This window comes from Nocardia farcinica (assembly GCF_001182745.1).
GTDB classification, from domain to species: Bacteria; Actinomycetota; Actinomycetes; order Mycobacteriales; family Mycobacteriaceae; genus Nocardia; species Nocardia farcinica.
The window spans coordinates 48,340-62,041 of the sequence record NZ_LN868941.1 but is presented as its reverse complement, the minus strand read 5'-3'; the positions used below and the strand labels follow the sequence as shown (position 1 = coordinate 62,041).

General features: G+C 70.1%; 14 protein-coding genes. 13 read left to right on the top strand and 1 reads right to left on the bottom strand.

What is annotated here, in order from left to right; all coding sequences use genetic code 11:
* The first annotated feature begins 624 nt into the window (after nt 1–624).
* The 5 genes from AMO33_RS30840 to AMO33_RS31960 all read left to right on the top strand — a co-directional run bounded on the left by AMO33_RS30840 (nt 625) and on the right by AMO33_RS31960 (nt 4,101).
* Entirely contained in the window at nt 625–900 is a 276-nt protein-coding gene (locus AMO33_RS30840; RefSeq protein ID WP_240327590.1) for a hypothetical protein, read from the top strand.
* Nucleotides 901–962: 62 nt separating this feature from the next.
* Nucleotides 963–1,343 carry a hypothetical protein gene (locus tag AMO33_RS29675; protein WP_240327589.1) on the top strand — a complete coding sequence of 127 codons (381 nt, stop codon included), beginning with the start codon at nt 963–965 and terminating at the stop codon, nt 1,341–1,343.
* Between the two features lie 2 nt (nt 1,344–1,345).
* Nucleotides 1,346–2,422 carry a nucleoside hydrolase gene (locus tag AMO33_RS29670; protein ID WP_060595266.1) on the top strand — a complete coding sequence of 359 codons (1,077 nt, stop codon included), beginning with the start codon at nt 1,346–1,348 and terminating at the stop codon, nt 2,420–2,422.
* A 25-nt stretch (nt 2,423–2,447) separates the two neighbouring features.
* Entirely contained in the window at nt 2,448–3,257 is an 810-nt protein-coding gene (locus tag AMO33_RS29665; protein WP_240327588.1) for a hypothetical protein, read from the top strand.
* Nucleotides 3,258–3,462: 205 nt separating this feature from the next.
* Nucleotides 3,463–4,101: a DUF4254 domain-containing protein gene (locus AMO33_RS31960; RefSeq protein WP_159033832.1), complete on the top strand. Its 639-nt coding sequence runs from the start codon at nt 3,463–3,465 to the stop codon at nt 4,099–4,101.
* A 112-nt stretch (nt 4,102–4,213) separates the two neighbouring features.
* Here AMO33_RS31960 and AMO33_RS29650 read toward each other — a convergent pair whose 3' ends face one another.
* Nucleotides 4,214–4,606: a hypothetical protein gene (locus AMO33_RS29650; protein ID WP_060595262.1), complete on the bottom strand. Its 393-nt coding sequence runs from the start codon at nt 4,604–4,606 to the stop codon at nt 4,214–4,216.
* A 140-nt stretch (nt 4,607–4,746) separates the two neighbouring features.
* Between AMO33_RS29650 and AMO33_RS29645 the strand changes: the two genes are divergently transcribed.
* From AMO33_RS29645 to AMO33_RS29610, 8 genes are read left to right on the top strand one after another with little or no spacing between them, the layout of a single operon-like run.
* The gene (locus AMO33_RS29645; protein ID WP_159005498.1) at nt 4,747–5,820 is read left to right on the top strand and encodes a radical SAM protein; all 1,074 of its coding nucleotides are present in this window, start codon (nt 4,747–4,749) and stop codon (nt 5,818–5,820) included.
* Nucleotides 5,817–7,172, top strand: a complete 1,356-nt coding sequence (locus AMO33_RS29640) for a B12-binding domain-containing radical SAM protein (RefSeq protein ID WP_060595260.1) — start codon at nt 5,817–5,819, stop codon at nt 7,170–7,172. Before AMO33_RS29645 ends, AMO33_RS29640 begins: the two co-directional genes overlap by 4 nt.
* A gap of 2 nt (nt 7,173–7,174) precedes the next feature.
* Entirely contained in the window at nt 7,175–7,591 is a 417-nt protein-coding gene (locus AMO33_RS31955; RefSeq protein ID WP_060595259.1) for a hypothetical protein, read from the top strand.
* Nucleotides 7,569–8,336 (top strand): SDR family NAD(P)-dependent oxidoreductase, encoded by a 768-nt coding sequence (locus AMO33_RS29630; RefSeq protein WP_060595258.1) that lies wholly within the window; start codon nt 7,569–7,571, stop codon nt 8,334–8,336. Before AMO33_RS31955 ends, AMO33_RS29630 begins: the two co-directional genes overlap by 23 nt.
* A complete protein-coding gene (locus tag AMO33_RS32275; protein WP_060595257.1) occupies nt 8,333–10,729 on the top strand; it encodes an SUMF1/EgtB/PvdO family nonheme iron enzyme in 2,397 nt (798 codons plus the stop codon). The genes AMO33_RS29630 and AMO33_RS32275 overlap by 4 nt, the downstream gene beginning before the upstream one ends.
* Nucleotides 10,726–11,664 carry a S66 peptidase family protein gene (locus AMO33_RS29620; protein WP_060595256.1) on the top strand — a complete coding sequence of 313 codons (939 nt, stop codon included), beginning with the start codon at nt 10,726–10,728 and terminating at the stop codon, nt 11,662–11,664. The genes AMO33_RS32275 and AMO33_RS29620 overlap by 4 nt, the downstream gene beginning before the upstream one ends.
* Entirely contained in the window at nt 11,661–12,614 is a 954-nt protein-coding gene (locus tag AMO33_RS29615) for a DNA-3-methyladenine glycosylase family protein (protein ID WP_060595255.1), read from the top strand. Before AMO33_RS29620 ends, AMO33_RS29615 begins: the two co-directional genes overlap by 4 nt.
* On the top strand, nt 12,607–13,698 hold the full coding sequence (locus AMO33_RS29610) for a glycosyltransferase family 4 protein (RefSeq protein WP_159005496.1): 1,092 nt from the start codon (nt 12,607–12,609) through the stop codon (nt 13,696–13,698). Before AMO33_RS29615 ends, AMO33_RS29610 begins: the two co-directional genes overlap by 8 nt.
* Nucleotides 13,699–13,702 lie beyond the last annotated feature (4 nt).

Below are 13,702 nucleotides of genomic sequence, written 5' to 3'. Positions count from 1 at the left end.
GTTCCGGCCCCTGACGGCGTCGGAGTACTGGGCGGCAACGATCCGCCACCTCTATGTTTGCCGTTTGCATTGCACGTTGCTTGTCACTGTGACATTCTGACACATGGCAGAGCAAAGTGACCGTGGGGATTGGTCACTCCGAGACGAGGCCAGTGCAGGTGGGACTGATGACGGCATATCAGTGCGACTTCGGACAACACGGTGGCGTGACTCTGCCGCCGGACTCGGTGTCCCCTCCCAACTCGCCGTTCAGCACGGTCGACCCGCGAAGGAGGGCCTGATCATGGCTGTTCAGCTGGTTGCAGGCCGGAGGATGTCGAGCGACGTCACCACTATTTCCGCGATCTCGGTAGGGAACGACCAGTGGGTGGTCGAGCAGCTGCGAGGGCGCACGCTCACGCTGGGGCAGGCGTTGGCCGCCATCAGGCTGGCCGAAGTGCTCCCCCAGCCCCGCCCAGCGAGCGACGACGACCCGCTGTGGGCGAACGTAGCCGACTGGCTTGACGAGCTCGGGTTGAGTCACGCCCCACTCACGGTGGCCGGCGTCCTCGGAGTCCCGTGCCACCTCGCCCCGCTGCCCGAACGACGTGGTCAGCAGCTAACCCACCGACGGAGGTTTCCGCGATGGCTAGTGCGGTAGTTCGTTCCGATTTCGTGGCCCGCGCGGTTGATGCGCGGTTGAACGGCAAGGGCTCGCCGCGCCCGGGAGAACCCGATGTGCATCTTCGGTTCGTTTGGGCTGACCGGGTTTTCGACTACCGCGGTTGCCGTTCAGCGGTCAAGAACTTCTTGCGGAAGTGGTCGCAGGGCCACAACCCCGCGATCACCGCCGTCGAGCTGTTCGACGGCTTCCTTCCCGATCATCGGATGCCCTGTGAGGAGCTATGGCTACTACCCTGACCGAGACCGCGGCGGCGCGTTGCGCGAGGTACATCACAGAAAACCGTTTCGTCGGCGCCGAGGTGGACGAGCACCAGCAGATCATCTTGCGCGCCGGGCCCGTGGACACAATCCAGACGCCCCGCCCGCTCGGTGAGCGAGTTCGGGCCGAGCTGCTTCGTCGGGGCCTGGCAACCCCGACGATCGAGAATCGTGCAACCGGGTTCCTGACCTTCGTCACCCAGCCCGCGCGGATGGGAGATCCACGCCCGGTCCGCATCCTGTCCCAGCTGTTCAAGTTCCAAGCGATCCGGACTGTTCAGGGTTCGCTGGTCACGCTCCCCGGCCCGGACGACGAGCGGCGGCACTGGGTGGAGGAACCCGTCGGCGAAGAACGTCCCGACTTCGACACCGTGGTCAGCATCGTCCTGGACGCCGCGAAGAACCTGTCGCAGGCGGGTTGATCATGGCTGCCGCTGCTTCCAACGACCCGGTGGCGCTGAGGGACTGTCCCCTCATCGTTTCCACCGACATCGGCGGCGATCCGGACGACGCGATCGCACTGGCCTTGGCCGCAATGACCGAACCACGTCTGGCACTGGTTGTCACCGCTGATGAGTTCCCCGACGGCCGGCGGTCGATACTCGCCCGCCACCTGCTCGACTTGCTCGGCCGCGAGGACGTCGTGGTAGCAGCCGGGGCCACGGCGGGCGAGAGTAAGTATTGGGCCGCCGATGGGCTTGTCCCCGCTGGGGCGCACCCCTGGCCGCTGGACCTGTACGCCACGGTGGCCACACTCACCGACCCGGCTTCGTCGGCGCCATTGCGCTGGTTGGGAATCGGGCCGCTCACCGATCTCGCACGCCTTCTGGAGATCGATTCCGGTCGGCGGAACCCGCTCGGGCTGGCCCGGCGCCTGCGGATCTGGCAGATGGGCGGCGCTCTCGAATACCGCCAGCCGGACCGCGCCGAGCACAACTTTCGGCTCGATCCGAAGGCGGTCCACACGGTCGTAGACCGAGCAGAGAATCTGACCTTGGTGCTGTCCGATCACACCTTCACTCCGGTGATCGCAGTGGACCCGGACAGCCCGATCTATCGCCTGCTCGCGACATCGTCGATTCCGTGGGCCCAGGTGATCGCCCGCCACCTCGACCAGTGGTTCGCGCGGTTCCACCCCGCGAGCATGATGCATGATCCGCTGACCTTCGCCGCGTTGCAAGGCGCTTTCGTGTCCTTCGACCATCGCGAGTTCCGGATCGAGCCGGATGCGCGGATGCACTTGGGGCCCGGCCGCATCGCGCGGCTCTCCTCGGGCGTCGACTATCTGGGCTTCCTGGAATGGGTTCTCGCGACCTTGCGAGCGGGAGCGCCGGCCAGTCCCGGCCAGAGCCAGGCGGCCACCGATCCCGCTGCGCACGCCGCCGCTGCCGGGTCCGAGTCACTCGGCCATACGGCCCTTTTCGCCACGCACCGAACCACACCGGGTTCCACATCTCAGTTTGGCCAGCACGACGGGCTGCCGAAGTTCAGACAGGGGTAAGACGATGGGCCGAAAACCGTCGTTGATGTACGGCTATCTGCGTCAAGAGTTGGTCGGCGAGCGCGTCCAGGAGGTAGAGGATGCGATGCGCGAGTTCGCAGCTCGGGAAGGCTTCGACCTGGCCGTGGTGCACCGGGAGTACGGCGCCGCCACCGGCGCGTTGTGGATGCTCCTGCGGGATGTCTCGCAAGCGTGGTCGCGGCACATCATCACGCCGACGCCGACCCACCTCAAAGGCGGAGAGAATTCCGACCGGCTGACGTTGCTGGGCCAGTTGCAGCGGCTCCGCCCGCTGCGAGTGTGGTACCTCGATCCGGACGACGATGCCGCCCTGGTGCGCACCGTCCGCCGCAACCGCGATATCCCGTCGCCACGGGCATCCGCCCCCACCCCGCCGCGGACTCCGATCGGGCAATTCGAGCTTCGACTGAACTTGGCCACTCGCGGGCTGGCCCAGCTCCAGACGCACGAGCTACTCACCCGTGCCGGACTGCGGCACCTCTCCGAGCCTGTCGAGCAGATCGTCCTCGCGGTGCTGGGCGAAGCCATGGCGGCGGCCGAGCCGGGCATCTACGCGCGAGTCGCGGCCGGCTTCCCGGATCTCGCGCCGAACAACCAGGTGACCGTGTGGCTACTCCGGCGCGAAGCCACGCTGGAAGTCCAGGTGCACGAGACCGCATCCCGGGCCGATGAGCCGCTGAGCGTTTCGATCACCGCCTTCGCCGAGCACGGGCGGGTACAGCCCGAGGCCGGCGGAACGCTCACGTGGGCGAGGATTCCCCTGGCCGTGACGCCGTCGGTCTCGCGCAGCTCGCTACGGAGCGCGGTCTCATGAGAGCGATTGCGATTGTCCGGCAAGATGTTTCGGCGCGCGATGGGCAGGGCGGTGTCGAGAGCGTCCGGGCGCTGGCCCGGCGGATGCGGCTGGATTTGCCTGCCCGCGACACCTACGTCACCACCGATCTGACTGTCCTGCTGGCTCATTTGCACTCCGCGCGGGCGGATGTGGTCGTGGTGCCCTCGGAGCGACACCTACGAGGGTGGATGGAAACGGTGCGGCGCATCGCGGCGGTCTGGACGGTGGACCCGCCGATGTGCTGGCCGCAGGGTGGTGGGCGCCCGCATTCCCTCACTCGTCCGGATCGGCACCTCCAGGCTGGGCGATGACGAGCGACGGACCGATGCACGCTGCTCGCATTCCGAGCTCGACGACACTGATCCACACCATTCGTGGCCTGCTCCTGGTGTCGCGGCCGCACCCGATGCTGGATGCTGCCGGGGAACTCGGCGCGCTGCATGCGGCCCGGCTTTCAGGTGGCGGTGAGCGAGCCGACCAGATCGATATGCACCGGCTTCGTCTGGTCCGCGCGATCGACCGGTATATCGCGCTCGTCACCCCGGTTGCCGCACCCGGCGCGCGGCGCCATACCGAGACCGTCGGTGCGGTCGTGGATCGGATCGCGAACTGGTGCGCCCTCGCCTACACCCCCGATATCGCTGCCACCGGGAGCGAGGTGCACTTCGCCGAGGTCCACGCCGCGCAACTCGCGGGCGGCCTCGACGACCTGGTCGCGGATCTGCTGACCGGCAGATGCACGGTGCCCACGGTCTACACGATTCCCATCCACCAGGACGCCTTCGGCATCCGGCTGGCCACTCGATGCCAGCGGCCGGGGTGAGCCTCAAAACCGTTGAGCAGCACTACTACTGGGAGGGAATGCAATGGGCGACAACCCGATTACTGCGCCGCCGCTCGGCGCGCCGCTCAACGGTATGGCGGAGGCGTGCTGGTCAGGTGAGTGCGGGGTCGGGGGTGTTGCCTTCGCCCCACAGCTGGGTGTCGGGGACTCCGGCCACTCCGGTGGCGTAGGCGACTGCTTCGGCGCGGCCGGCGGGGTCGCCGATCGCGTACCGGAACACCTTGCCGGGGAAGACGACGTAGACGGTGGTGTCGTTGTGCATGTCGACGTACCAGCCCGGGGCGTCGAGTTGGTCGGCGAATCGCTCGGCGAGCGTGTCAGCGTTCGCGTCGTCGGCGTCGAAATACATGATCGTCCACACCGGCGGCTGGTAGTCCGCCGCATCGGTGACCGCGACCCGGTAGACGCCGGTGAGGGTGAGCGGGATTGCTTCGATCTTCGCGCCCGCGACGAGGCTTTCGGCGATGAGCACACCTTTGATCATGCCGCCGAGCCTAAGCCGGTTCGGTGTGGTTCGGAAGCACTCTCGATGTCAGGGTTTCGCGCGCCGCGCACAGAAACACTGACATCGAATTCTGTTGTACTGTCGGCAATTTCGCTTGAGATGGGCTCATGATGACAGGTATGAAAGCAATGTCGGAACGTCAAGGTTTCCCCGAGCGGCTGCCGCAGTTCCGGGTGACGGTGAATTCGCGGTGCGGGCGGGCGTGCTTCTTCTGCCGCCCCTCGGGGGAGGCGGTGGCCACCACCGCGGGGGAGGAACTGACCGTGGCCGACTTGCTGGCCGTCGTCGCGCCCTTGGTCGAGCGTGGCCTGACCTCGATCAAGCTGACCGGTGGTGATCCGGCACTGTGGGCCCCGCTCGAGGAAGCGGTGGCGGGGCTGCGGGATGCGGGGATGTCGGAGATCGAGGTGATCTCGCGGCACCCGCGAATCGGTGAGCGGGCCGGTGCGCTCGCCGCGGCCGGGGTCACCCAGTTCAACATGAGCATCGACACCTTGGACGCGGGCCTGCACCGCCAGATCTGCGGTATCGACGACCTGGCCGAGGTGCAGTCGGCGATGCGCGCCTGCGTGGCCACCGGTGTGCCGGTGAAGATCAACACGGTGGTGATGGCCGGGGTGAACGCGGGTGAGGTGCCCGATCTGGCCGCGTGGTGCGAGAGCGAGGGCGTGGCGACGCTGAAGCTGCTCGATGTCATCCGCGACCTGGACGCCGGCGCCGAGTCCTTCGCCCGGCGGCTGGCCATCACCCGCGGCGGTGCCACGGTCGAGTCGCTGTATGTGCCGCTGGAGGAGGTGGCGGGAGGGCTGCGGGCCCGCGCGGTGGTGGTGGAGAGCCGGTCTCAGGGCGGGCTCGGCCACCCGATGACGGTGATGACCCTGGCCTCGGGATTCGAGGTCGTGCTGAAGGACAGCCGCGCCGGGGCCTGGTACGGCGATGTGTGCTCGGGGTGCCGGTTCTTCCCGTGCCATGATGCGTTGATGGCGCTGCGGCTGACCGCCGATCGCCGGTTGCAGTTCTGCCTGCTGCGGGATGAGATCTCGGTGCCGCTCGCGCCGATCCTGCACGATCCGGCGCGGCTGGAGCGTGCGCTGGCCGATGCGTTGGCGACCTACGCCGGGGCGAGCTTCCACCCCGGTGGCGGCCAGTCCAGCGGGGTTCGGATGCTGCCCGTGGTGGGGGTGTCGTCGTGACCGCGTTGCTGGTGGATCGCCCGTTGGTGATCCTGGTGTATCCGCAGGTGGAGCACGAGAAGGACTACCTGTACCACTGGATGCCGTTCTCGCTGCTCACCATCGCCAAACCGTTGATGGACAACGGCGTCGAGGTGGTGATCTTCGACGGCAACCAGCGTCCGCAGACCGAGTGGCCGGGCTTCCTCGACGAGCACGCCGACCGGGCGATGTGTATCGGGATCAGCATCATGACCGGCGGCGCGCAGATCCGGCACGCCCTGGAGATGGCCGAGGTGGCGCAGAACCGTCCGGGCTGCCCGCCGCTGGTGTTCGGCGGCCCGCACGTCAATGTGCTCGCCGAGCAGACCGCCGAGCACGAGCTGGTCGACGTCACGCTGGCAGGCCCGGGACAGGCATCGATGCCCGCGTTCGTCGAGGCCCTGCGCAACCGGGCCGGCTGGGACTCGGTGCCCGGCCTGCTCGCCGTGCACGGCCGCAACCGGATCGAGGGACCGATCAACCCGCCGCGGGCGGGGAACCTGGGTGCTTACCCGTGGGACCTGCTGGCCGTCGGCGACTACATCCGCGACGACCCGACCGTGGCGCCGCGCACCTTGAACTACGTGTCCTCCCAGGGCTGCGTGTACAAGTGCGCGTTCTGCTACGAGTTGACCTATCAGCGCAAATACAGTGCGATGCAGGCGGATTCGCTGCTGGACGACCTGGCCGACCTCGCCGATCGCTACGGCATCAACGGGGTGAAGTTCTACGACGCGGACTGGTTCGTCAACGTGCGCCGGGCGGTGGAGTTCTGCCAGCTCAAGGCCGAGCGCGGCATCGACCTGGCGTGGGCGGCCTCGATCAACCCCAACGACGTGCTGCGCGCCCGCAAGCAGCGGCTCGACCTGCTCGGTTCGATCGCCGATTCCGGCTGCCGCCGACTGCTGATGGGTATCGAGTCCGGCGACGACCGGGTACTGCGCGAGGTGGTGCGCAAGGAGGTCACCCGAGCCCAGGTTCTCGATGTCGCCCGCGATATCGCCAACCACGGGATTCTCGGCGCGTACACGTTCATCGTCGGATTCCCGGACGAGACCGAGGCCGAGATCGAGGCGACCTACAGCCTGATCGAGGAGATCAGCACGTTGGACCCGCGTCCGGAGACCCGCGTGCACCTGTTCGGGCCCTTCCCGGGCGTTCCGCTGTTCGACCTGGCGCTCGAACGAGGGTTCCAGGCGCCGACGACGCTGGCGCAGTGGGCGGACTTCGACTACTACGACTCGCAGACGCCGTGGACCAGCAGCGAGATGGTGGCCCGCGCTCGCGCGCACACTCGCCTGGTCAAGGCACCCGGCGCGGGGGTGAGCTGAGCATGCGCGGGATCGTGTTGCGGGAGAGCTTGCCGGATCGGAGCCTGCCGCTGCCGATGCCGGTGGTGCTCACCGGCTCGTATCCGCACCTGCTGGACCGGCGCATCCCGGTCGAGGTGCTCGAGGTGCAGGTCGCGCCGGGACGCGCCGCCGAGGTCGCGGTTCGGCTGGCCGCGGTGCTCGCACCAGATGGGTGGTACGCGCACCTGCTCGACGACGAGCTGATGATCGTGATCTTTCCCGGTGTCGTGGTCCAGGTCCGGCGCGGCGACGAGGCGGCCGCCGAGCGGGCCCGTGCCATCGGCGCGTTCTTCGGCATCCCGGACCGGCAGATGCGCTTCCAGGACATGTTCGTCACCGACCACCCCGACTCCGACCCGGTGGAAGGAGGCGACCGTGGCCGCCGCGCTGGAGTCTGAGACGGGCGGGCACGCACCGCGCGACGGTGCGGGTGCTGCGCTGGTGATCGGTGGCAGCGGCGCGGTGGGCGCCGCGGTGGTGCAGCTTCTGCTCGAGCGGGGGCATCGCGTCGTGGCGACCTCGACCACCGGCACCGGCCCAGCCGCGCCGGACCTGACCTGGACCCGGTTCGATGCCCGGTCCGGCGATGATCTCGGCGGGCTCGCGGCCGCCGTCGGGCAGCACCTGGGCGTGATGGTGTTCGCCGCCGGCGCGGCCTCGAGCAAGGCCCGCCTGGACGCGACATCCCCCGCCGAATTGTCCGACCTGTTCACGGTCAATGCCGGTGCGCTGCACCAGATGTGGCGGGCGGTGCATCCGGCCGCGCGGTCGGGGCGGGCGCGGGTTGTGGTGCTCAGCTCGCAGGCGGCGGCGACCTGCACGCCCGGCAACGGCGCCTACAGCGCGTCGAAGGCGGCGTTGGAGGCGTTGGCGTGGACGCTGGCCAAGGAAGAGGCGGGCCACGGGGTGCGCGTGAATGTGGTTGCGCCGTCGCTGATCTGCTCGCCCATGGCCGAGCAGATCCTGGCCCGCAAAGGCATCACCGACCCGGCCGACTACTACGCGCGGTTGCCGTGGGGCCGCGCGCTGAGCATCGACGAGGTCGCGCAGACGACGGTCGCGGTGGTGTGCGACCCGTCGTGGCAGTACGTGAGCGGCCAGATCATCCGATTGGACGCCGATATTCCGGGGGATCTCCCATGACCAAGACCAACTACCTGCACTGGCTCACCAGCCTCGAGTCCGGGTTCGGCGACCCCGGGGCCGGGCTGTGCCTGCGTCTGCTGCCCGAGCCGGTGGCGTTGCCCGCGCTGGGCGAGCTGCTGGGACGGCTCACCGCCCGCCTGGCCCCCGACCGCGACGAGATCACCGCGACCGTGCTGGTCACCGCTGCCCTGCCGGAAGCCGCCGCGATCTTCACCGGCGACGCGGGCGCGGCCACCGGCCTGGTCGACGCCGTCGAACAGGTCGCGGCCGCCGAACCCGCCGTGATCGTGCAGACCGTGCCCTTCACCGGTGACGGCCGGATCGATGCGGTGATCGAGGACGCCAACCGCGCCCTGTCGCAGTGGGCTGCCCGCCACGGGGTGACGGTGGCCGCGCTGCACCGGGTCGCGTCCCTGGATGTGCTGTCCGCCGGCGCGGACTACCCGGCGACGTCGGCGGCGCTGCGGGCGATGGGGCGACACATCCGCGCGGCCGCGCTGTGGGCGGGGCTGGTGGATACGGCCTGGTTGCACTGGCAGCTGATCGCCGCACAGACCCAGCCGGGGCCGAAAGCGGTGATCAGCGACCTCGACGGAGTCCTGTGGCCCGGCACCGTCGCCGAGGACGGCACGACCGGTCTCGACGGCACCGACATGCTGGCTGCGGCACCGCACCGGGTGTGGCGGTCGGTGCTGGCCGATCGCCGCTCCCACGGCACGCTGGTGGCGGGCCTGTCGCGCAACGACCGCGACGCCGCCGCGGCCGCGGTGCAGGCCCACGCCGCCGATATCGGGCTGGCCGGGCTGTGGGCGCAGCCGGATATCGACAAGGCCGACCGGATCACCGACATCCTCGGCTTCTTCGACGGCATCGCCCCCGACAGTGTGGTGTTCGTCGACGACGACCCGGCGCAGCAGGAACGGGCCCGCACGGTGTGGCCGGACCTGCGGGTGCCGTCGGTGGCCGGGCCGCCGCTGCTCGTCGCGGACCTGCTGGCCCAGCTTCCGCCTCCCGGTGCGGCGCCGGTCACCGCCTCCGACACCGCCCGCACCGCGTTCTATCGGGCCAAGGCCACCGGCGAGCTGATCCCGGAAGTGGTGTGCCTGACCGATCCCACCGACCCGGCGGTGCTCGACCGGTGCGCGCAGCTGCACCAGCGCAGCAACCAGTTCAACATGACCTCCCCCCGGCGCAGCGCCGACGAACTGGCCAAGCTGGCCGCCGACCCGGACTGGGCGGTGCTGGCGTTCGAGGTCCGCTACCACGGCACGGCCCTGGCGCCGGAAATCGTCGGCGTCGCCGAGGTCGACTACCGCGACGGCACGGCGCGGCTGGACTCGCTGCTGGCCAGCTGCCGCCTGCTGTGGGCGGGCACGCACCAGCGGATGCTCGATCTCATCCGCCGCGACGCCCACCGCCGCGACATCCCCACGTTGACCGCGGTGTTCCGGCCCAACGGCCGCAACGACGCCTACGCCGCCTGGTTCGCCGATATCGGGTGGGCCGCCGAGCACGGGCCCGACGGGATCGGCGACGGCGGGGCCTGGTTCACCGGCCCGACCGCGACCCGCGACGGCATCGCCCCCGCCGACATGCTCACCGTGCTCACCAACTACCTCACCACCCGCCCGGCCGCCGAACCGGCGACCGGTCTGCCGACACGGCGGCGCGCGGTCGACGGTGCGCGCGAGATCCGGTTGCCCGCCGCCCGGTTCGCGCCCGGCCTCACCGACGACGAAGCCGACGTGGTGCGGGCGGTGTTCGGCATCGAGCCCATCGGGGAACGCGGGCAGGCGCCGGTGGACATCGCCGGCGTGTGGTTCAGCGTCACCCCGGCCACCCGCGCCCAGTTCGCCCGGTTCCTGACCGCACTGGCCCCCGACGACGCGGCCGCCGCGGCCCACGCGGCCGGTGGCGGGTTCACCCTCGCCGAGACCCCGGTGCGGGCCGAGCGGCCCGCCGAGCCGGTGATCGTGCCGTTCGACTGGGCCGACCGGTACGCGGGCTGGGCTGGTGGCCGGCTGCCGACCGAGGCCGAATGGGAGTACGCCGCGCGCGGCAGCGACGGGCGCTGGTTCCCTTGGGGCGCAGCGTTGCCCGGTCCGCCACGGTGCTTGGAGCGCGGTGCGGCCGTGTCTACCATCGACGACGGAGACGACGGGCCATCACCGTTCGGTCTCGCCGACCTGACCGGCCATGTCTGGCAGTGGTGTTCGGATTCCTACCGCGGCCACCCGGTCTACCGGGGTGGGGACGTGGCCTCCAACACGTACTTCCTGCGCACGACCGTGCGCCCGCTGGAAGCCGCCGAGAAGTGCGGGCATCTGGTCGGCGTGCGCGTGGTGCGCGACATCGACCCGACGACACGAGCAGGAGCACCACAACCATGACCCGCCCCGTAATCCGGCCTCCCGCCGTCACCCCCGGCACCGGCGTCGCGATCGTCTCCACCTCCTCACCGGTCCCCGGCGACGAACTCGACCGGCTCACAGCGTATTTCGCTGATCGTGGGCACCCGGTCACCGTCGGCGCGCACGCGCGGGCCGCGACGGGCTACCTCGCCGGGCCGCCCGCCGACCGGGCCGCCGACCTCATGGCCGCCTTCGCCGACCCCGGCATCGGCCTGATCGTCCCGGCGACCGGCGGCAAAGGCGCCGCGCAGCTGCTCGACCTGCTCGACTACGCGGTGATCGCCGAGAACCCGACGGTGTTCACCGCCTTGTCGGACCCGGTGATCGTGGCCAATGCGATCACTGCGCGGACCGGGCTGGCCACCGTGCACGGGCCCACGGGCTACGACTTCACCCGGGAACCGGTGAACTCGGCGACCGCTGACCGGTTCTGGTCCATCGTGTCCGGCCGGGTGAAGGGACAGACAGTCTCCGGCAGCGACTGGCGGGTGCCGCGCGGGGCCGGGCGGGTGTTCTCCGGCCCGGTCGTCGGTGGCCACCTGGGCACCATCCGCGCCCTCGTCGGCACCCCGTGGATGCCCGACACCCGCGGGGCGGTGCTGATCCTCGAGGAGGTGTTCGTGCCGTGGGTGCAGGTCGATGCCGCGCTGACCCACCTGCGGCTGGCCGGAGTGCTCGACCACATCGCCGGTCTGGTCGTGGCCGCACCGGTCGACAGCCCCCGCGACGACGCCCCCGACGAGACCTACGACGAGCTGATCCTGCGCTGCGCCGGCGGGAACTTCCCGATCGTCACCGGCGCCGAATTCGGGCACACCTCCACCAAGTTCCCGCTGCCGCTCGGCCTCGACGTCGAAGTCGACCTGACCGGCACCCCGACGCTGCGCTACCTCGAGGACCTGGTGATCGCATGACCGACCAGACCACCGTGATCGAGCTGCCGGTCAACGGCCACGTCGACTTCACCCACGCGCTGGAGACCTACCTGATCTACCCGTGGGTGCGCGACGGCGAGGACCTGGTGCGGCCCGTGCGCACCGGGCCGGGCGATGCCACGATCACCACCGCCCGGATTCGTCAGACCGCGCCGACCACCTTGAGCGCCACCCTGACCGGCCCCGACCTCGACACCGCCACCGTCGCGGCGGTCACCGAAACGTTGACCCGCTGCCTGCAACTGGACTACCCCTACGACCAGGTGCACGCCCTCACCGCCGACGACCCGGTGCTCGCGGCCGCCGTCGCGCACCGCGGGCTGGGACGCGGCAAGCTCTACCCCGACATCTTCGAAGCGCTGTGCGGGGTGATCTGCGCTCAGCGCACCAACTTCGCCCGCATCTACGCGATGATGCGCAACCTCGCCCAAGCCTTCGGCGTGCCCACCGACACCACCGTCGACGACGCCACGATCTACGCCTTCCCCACCCCCGCGCAGCTGGCACAGGCCAGCGACGAGCAGCTGCGGGCCTGCAAGGTCGGGTTCCGCGCCAAAGGACTCGCGGCCGCCGCCGCGACGCTGGCCGAGGCGGGCTACAGCTGGCACGAATGGCGCCACCGCCCCACCGCCGAGGTCATCACCGACCTGCTCCAGATCAAAGGCGTCGGGCCCTACACCGCGAACCTCGCGGTGAACCTGTCCTACGGCACCGGCGGGCACGCCCACGTCGACACCTACGTCGTCGACGTGATCGGCCGCCTCTACCTCGACGACCCGAACCCGACCCCCGAGACGGTCACCGCGTTCATCGCCGACCGCTGGGGCGACCTCGGCGACACCGTGCTCGACTTCCTCACCACCGACACCGAGACCTGGGTAGCGCAGCTGGGCACGCAGGTCGGCGTGAAATCCGGTGCCCGTGTCTGACCGAGCACTGCGCGTGGCGATCGACGCCCGCTACTGGCGCGCCACCATCCAGACCGGTGTCGAACGCTACATCCACCTGCTCACCGACGCCCTCGCCGCGACCGGTGAGAAGGTCGAGATCGCCGTCGTGCTCACCGCCGAGCATGCCGACCGATACCCGCGTGCCCAGCGCGCGGGTATCCGCGTTCTCACCGTGCCGGACCGGCGCGAACACCACCTGCACCGCCAGATCGAGCACTTCGACGCCGACCTCGTGCACTACCCGTTCGCGCTGCCCGCCGCCCTGCCGCGGCCCGCGGTGTTCACCCTGCACGACGCCGGCCGCTACCTGTTCCCCGACCAGATGGTCCGCGCAGTCCGCGACGTACAGAACCCGCGCCTGCACACCCTGCTGGCCGGTGAGGACCTGCGCGCGGTCATCACCGTCTCCCACGCGGCCCGCGCCGATATCGTCGGCGCCCTCGGCGATCTCGGCAAACCCCTTGAGGTCGTACCGAACTACGTGGCCACCGACTTCGCGCACCAACTGCGCACCGCCGACCCGGCCCTGGCCCCGTCCGAGCCCTTCCTGTTCGGCGTCGGCGTGTACATGCCGTCGAAGAACATCCCCCGCCTCGTCCGCGCCTTCCGGCTCGCCCGAGCAGCCGCCCCCGACCAGGTACCGGCCCGGCTGCTGCTGGCCGGGCGCCGCGGCTGGGAACGGGGCCTGCCGATGCGCGACCCCGAGATCACGATCCTCGGCCACATCGGCGACGCCGAGCTCGCCGCCCTGTACCGGGCCGCGACCGCGTTCGTGTTCCCCACCCTGTTCGAGGGCTTCGGCATCCCCGCCCAGGAAGCCCTCGTCGCCGGAACACCGCTGCTGTGCTCGGACCTGCCCGTCCTCCGCGAAGTCACCGGCGGCCTGGCCGCCCGCTACACCGACCCGCACGACGAGGAGATCCTGGCCAAGAACATCATCGCCGTCTGCGACGCAGAACCCGCTGACCACGACGCGGTCACCGCGCACCTGAGCAACTACACCGCGGAATCGGTCGGCCGCCGTCTGATCGAGGTCTACCGGCAGGCCGCCGCAGCGAGCTGACCAC

What these genes read in the sequence shown, in the direction of transcription:
- AMO33_RS30840 (WP_240327590.1), top strand. Translation starts at nt 625, where the DNA reads ATGGCTAGTGCGGTAGTTCGTTCCGATTTCGTGGCCCGCGCGGTTGAT.
- AMO33_RS29670 (WP_060595266.1), top strand. Translation starts at nt 1,346, where the DNA reads ATGGCTGCCGCTGCTTCCAACGACCCGGTGGCGCTGAGGGACTGTCCC.
- AMO33_RS29665 (WP_240327588.1), top strand. Translation starts at nt 2,448, where the DNA reads ATGTACGGCTATCTGCGTCAAGAGTTGGTCGGCGAGCGCGTCCAGGAG.
- AMO33_RS29650 (WP_060595262.1), bottom strand. Translation starts at nt 4,606, where the DNA reads ATGATCAAAGGTGTGCTCATCGCCGAAAGCCTCGTCGCGGGCGCGAAG.
- AMO33_RS29645 (WP_159005498.1), top strand. Translation starts at nt 4,747, where the DNA reads ATGAAAGCAATGTCGGAACGTCAAGGTTTCCCCGAGCGGCTGCCGCAG.
- AMO33_RS31955 (WP_060595259.1), top strand. Translation starts at nt 7,175, where the DNA reads ATGCGCGGGATCGTGTTGCGGGAGAGCTTGCCGGATCGGAGCCTGCCG.
- AMO33_RS32275 (WP_060595257.1), top strand. Translation starts at nt 8,333, where the DNA reads ATGACCAAGACCAACTACCTGCACTGGCTCACCAGCCTCGAGTCCGGG.
- AMO33_RS29620 (WP_060595256.1), top strand. Translation starts at nt 10,726, where the DNA reads ATGACCCGCCCCGTAATCCGGCCTCCCGCCGTCACCCCCGGCACCGGC.
- AMO33_RS29615 (WP_060595255.1), top strand. Translation starts at nt 11,661, where the DNA reads ATGACCGACCAGACCACCGTGATCGAGCTGCCGGTCAACGGCCACGTC.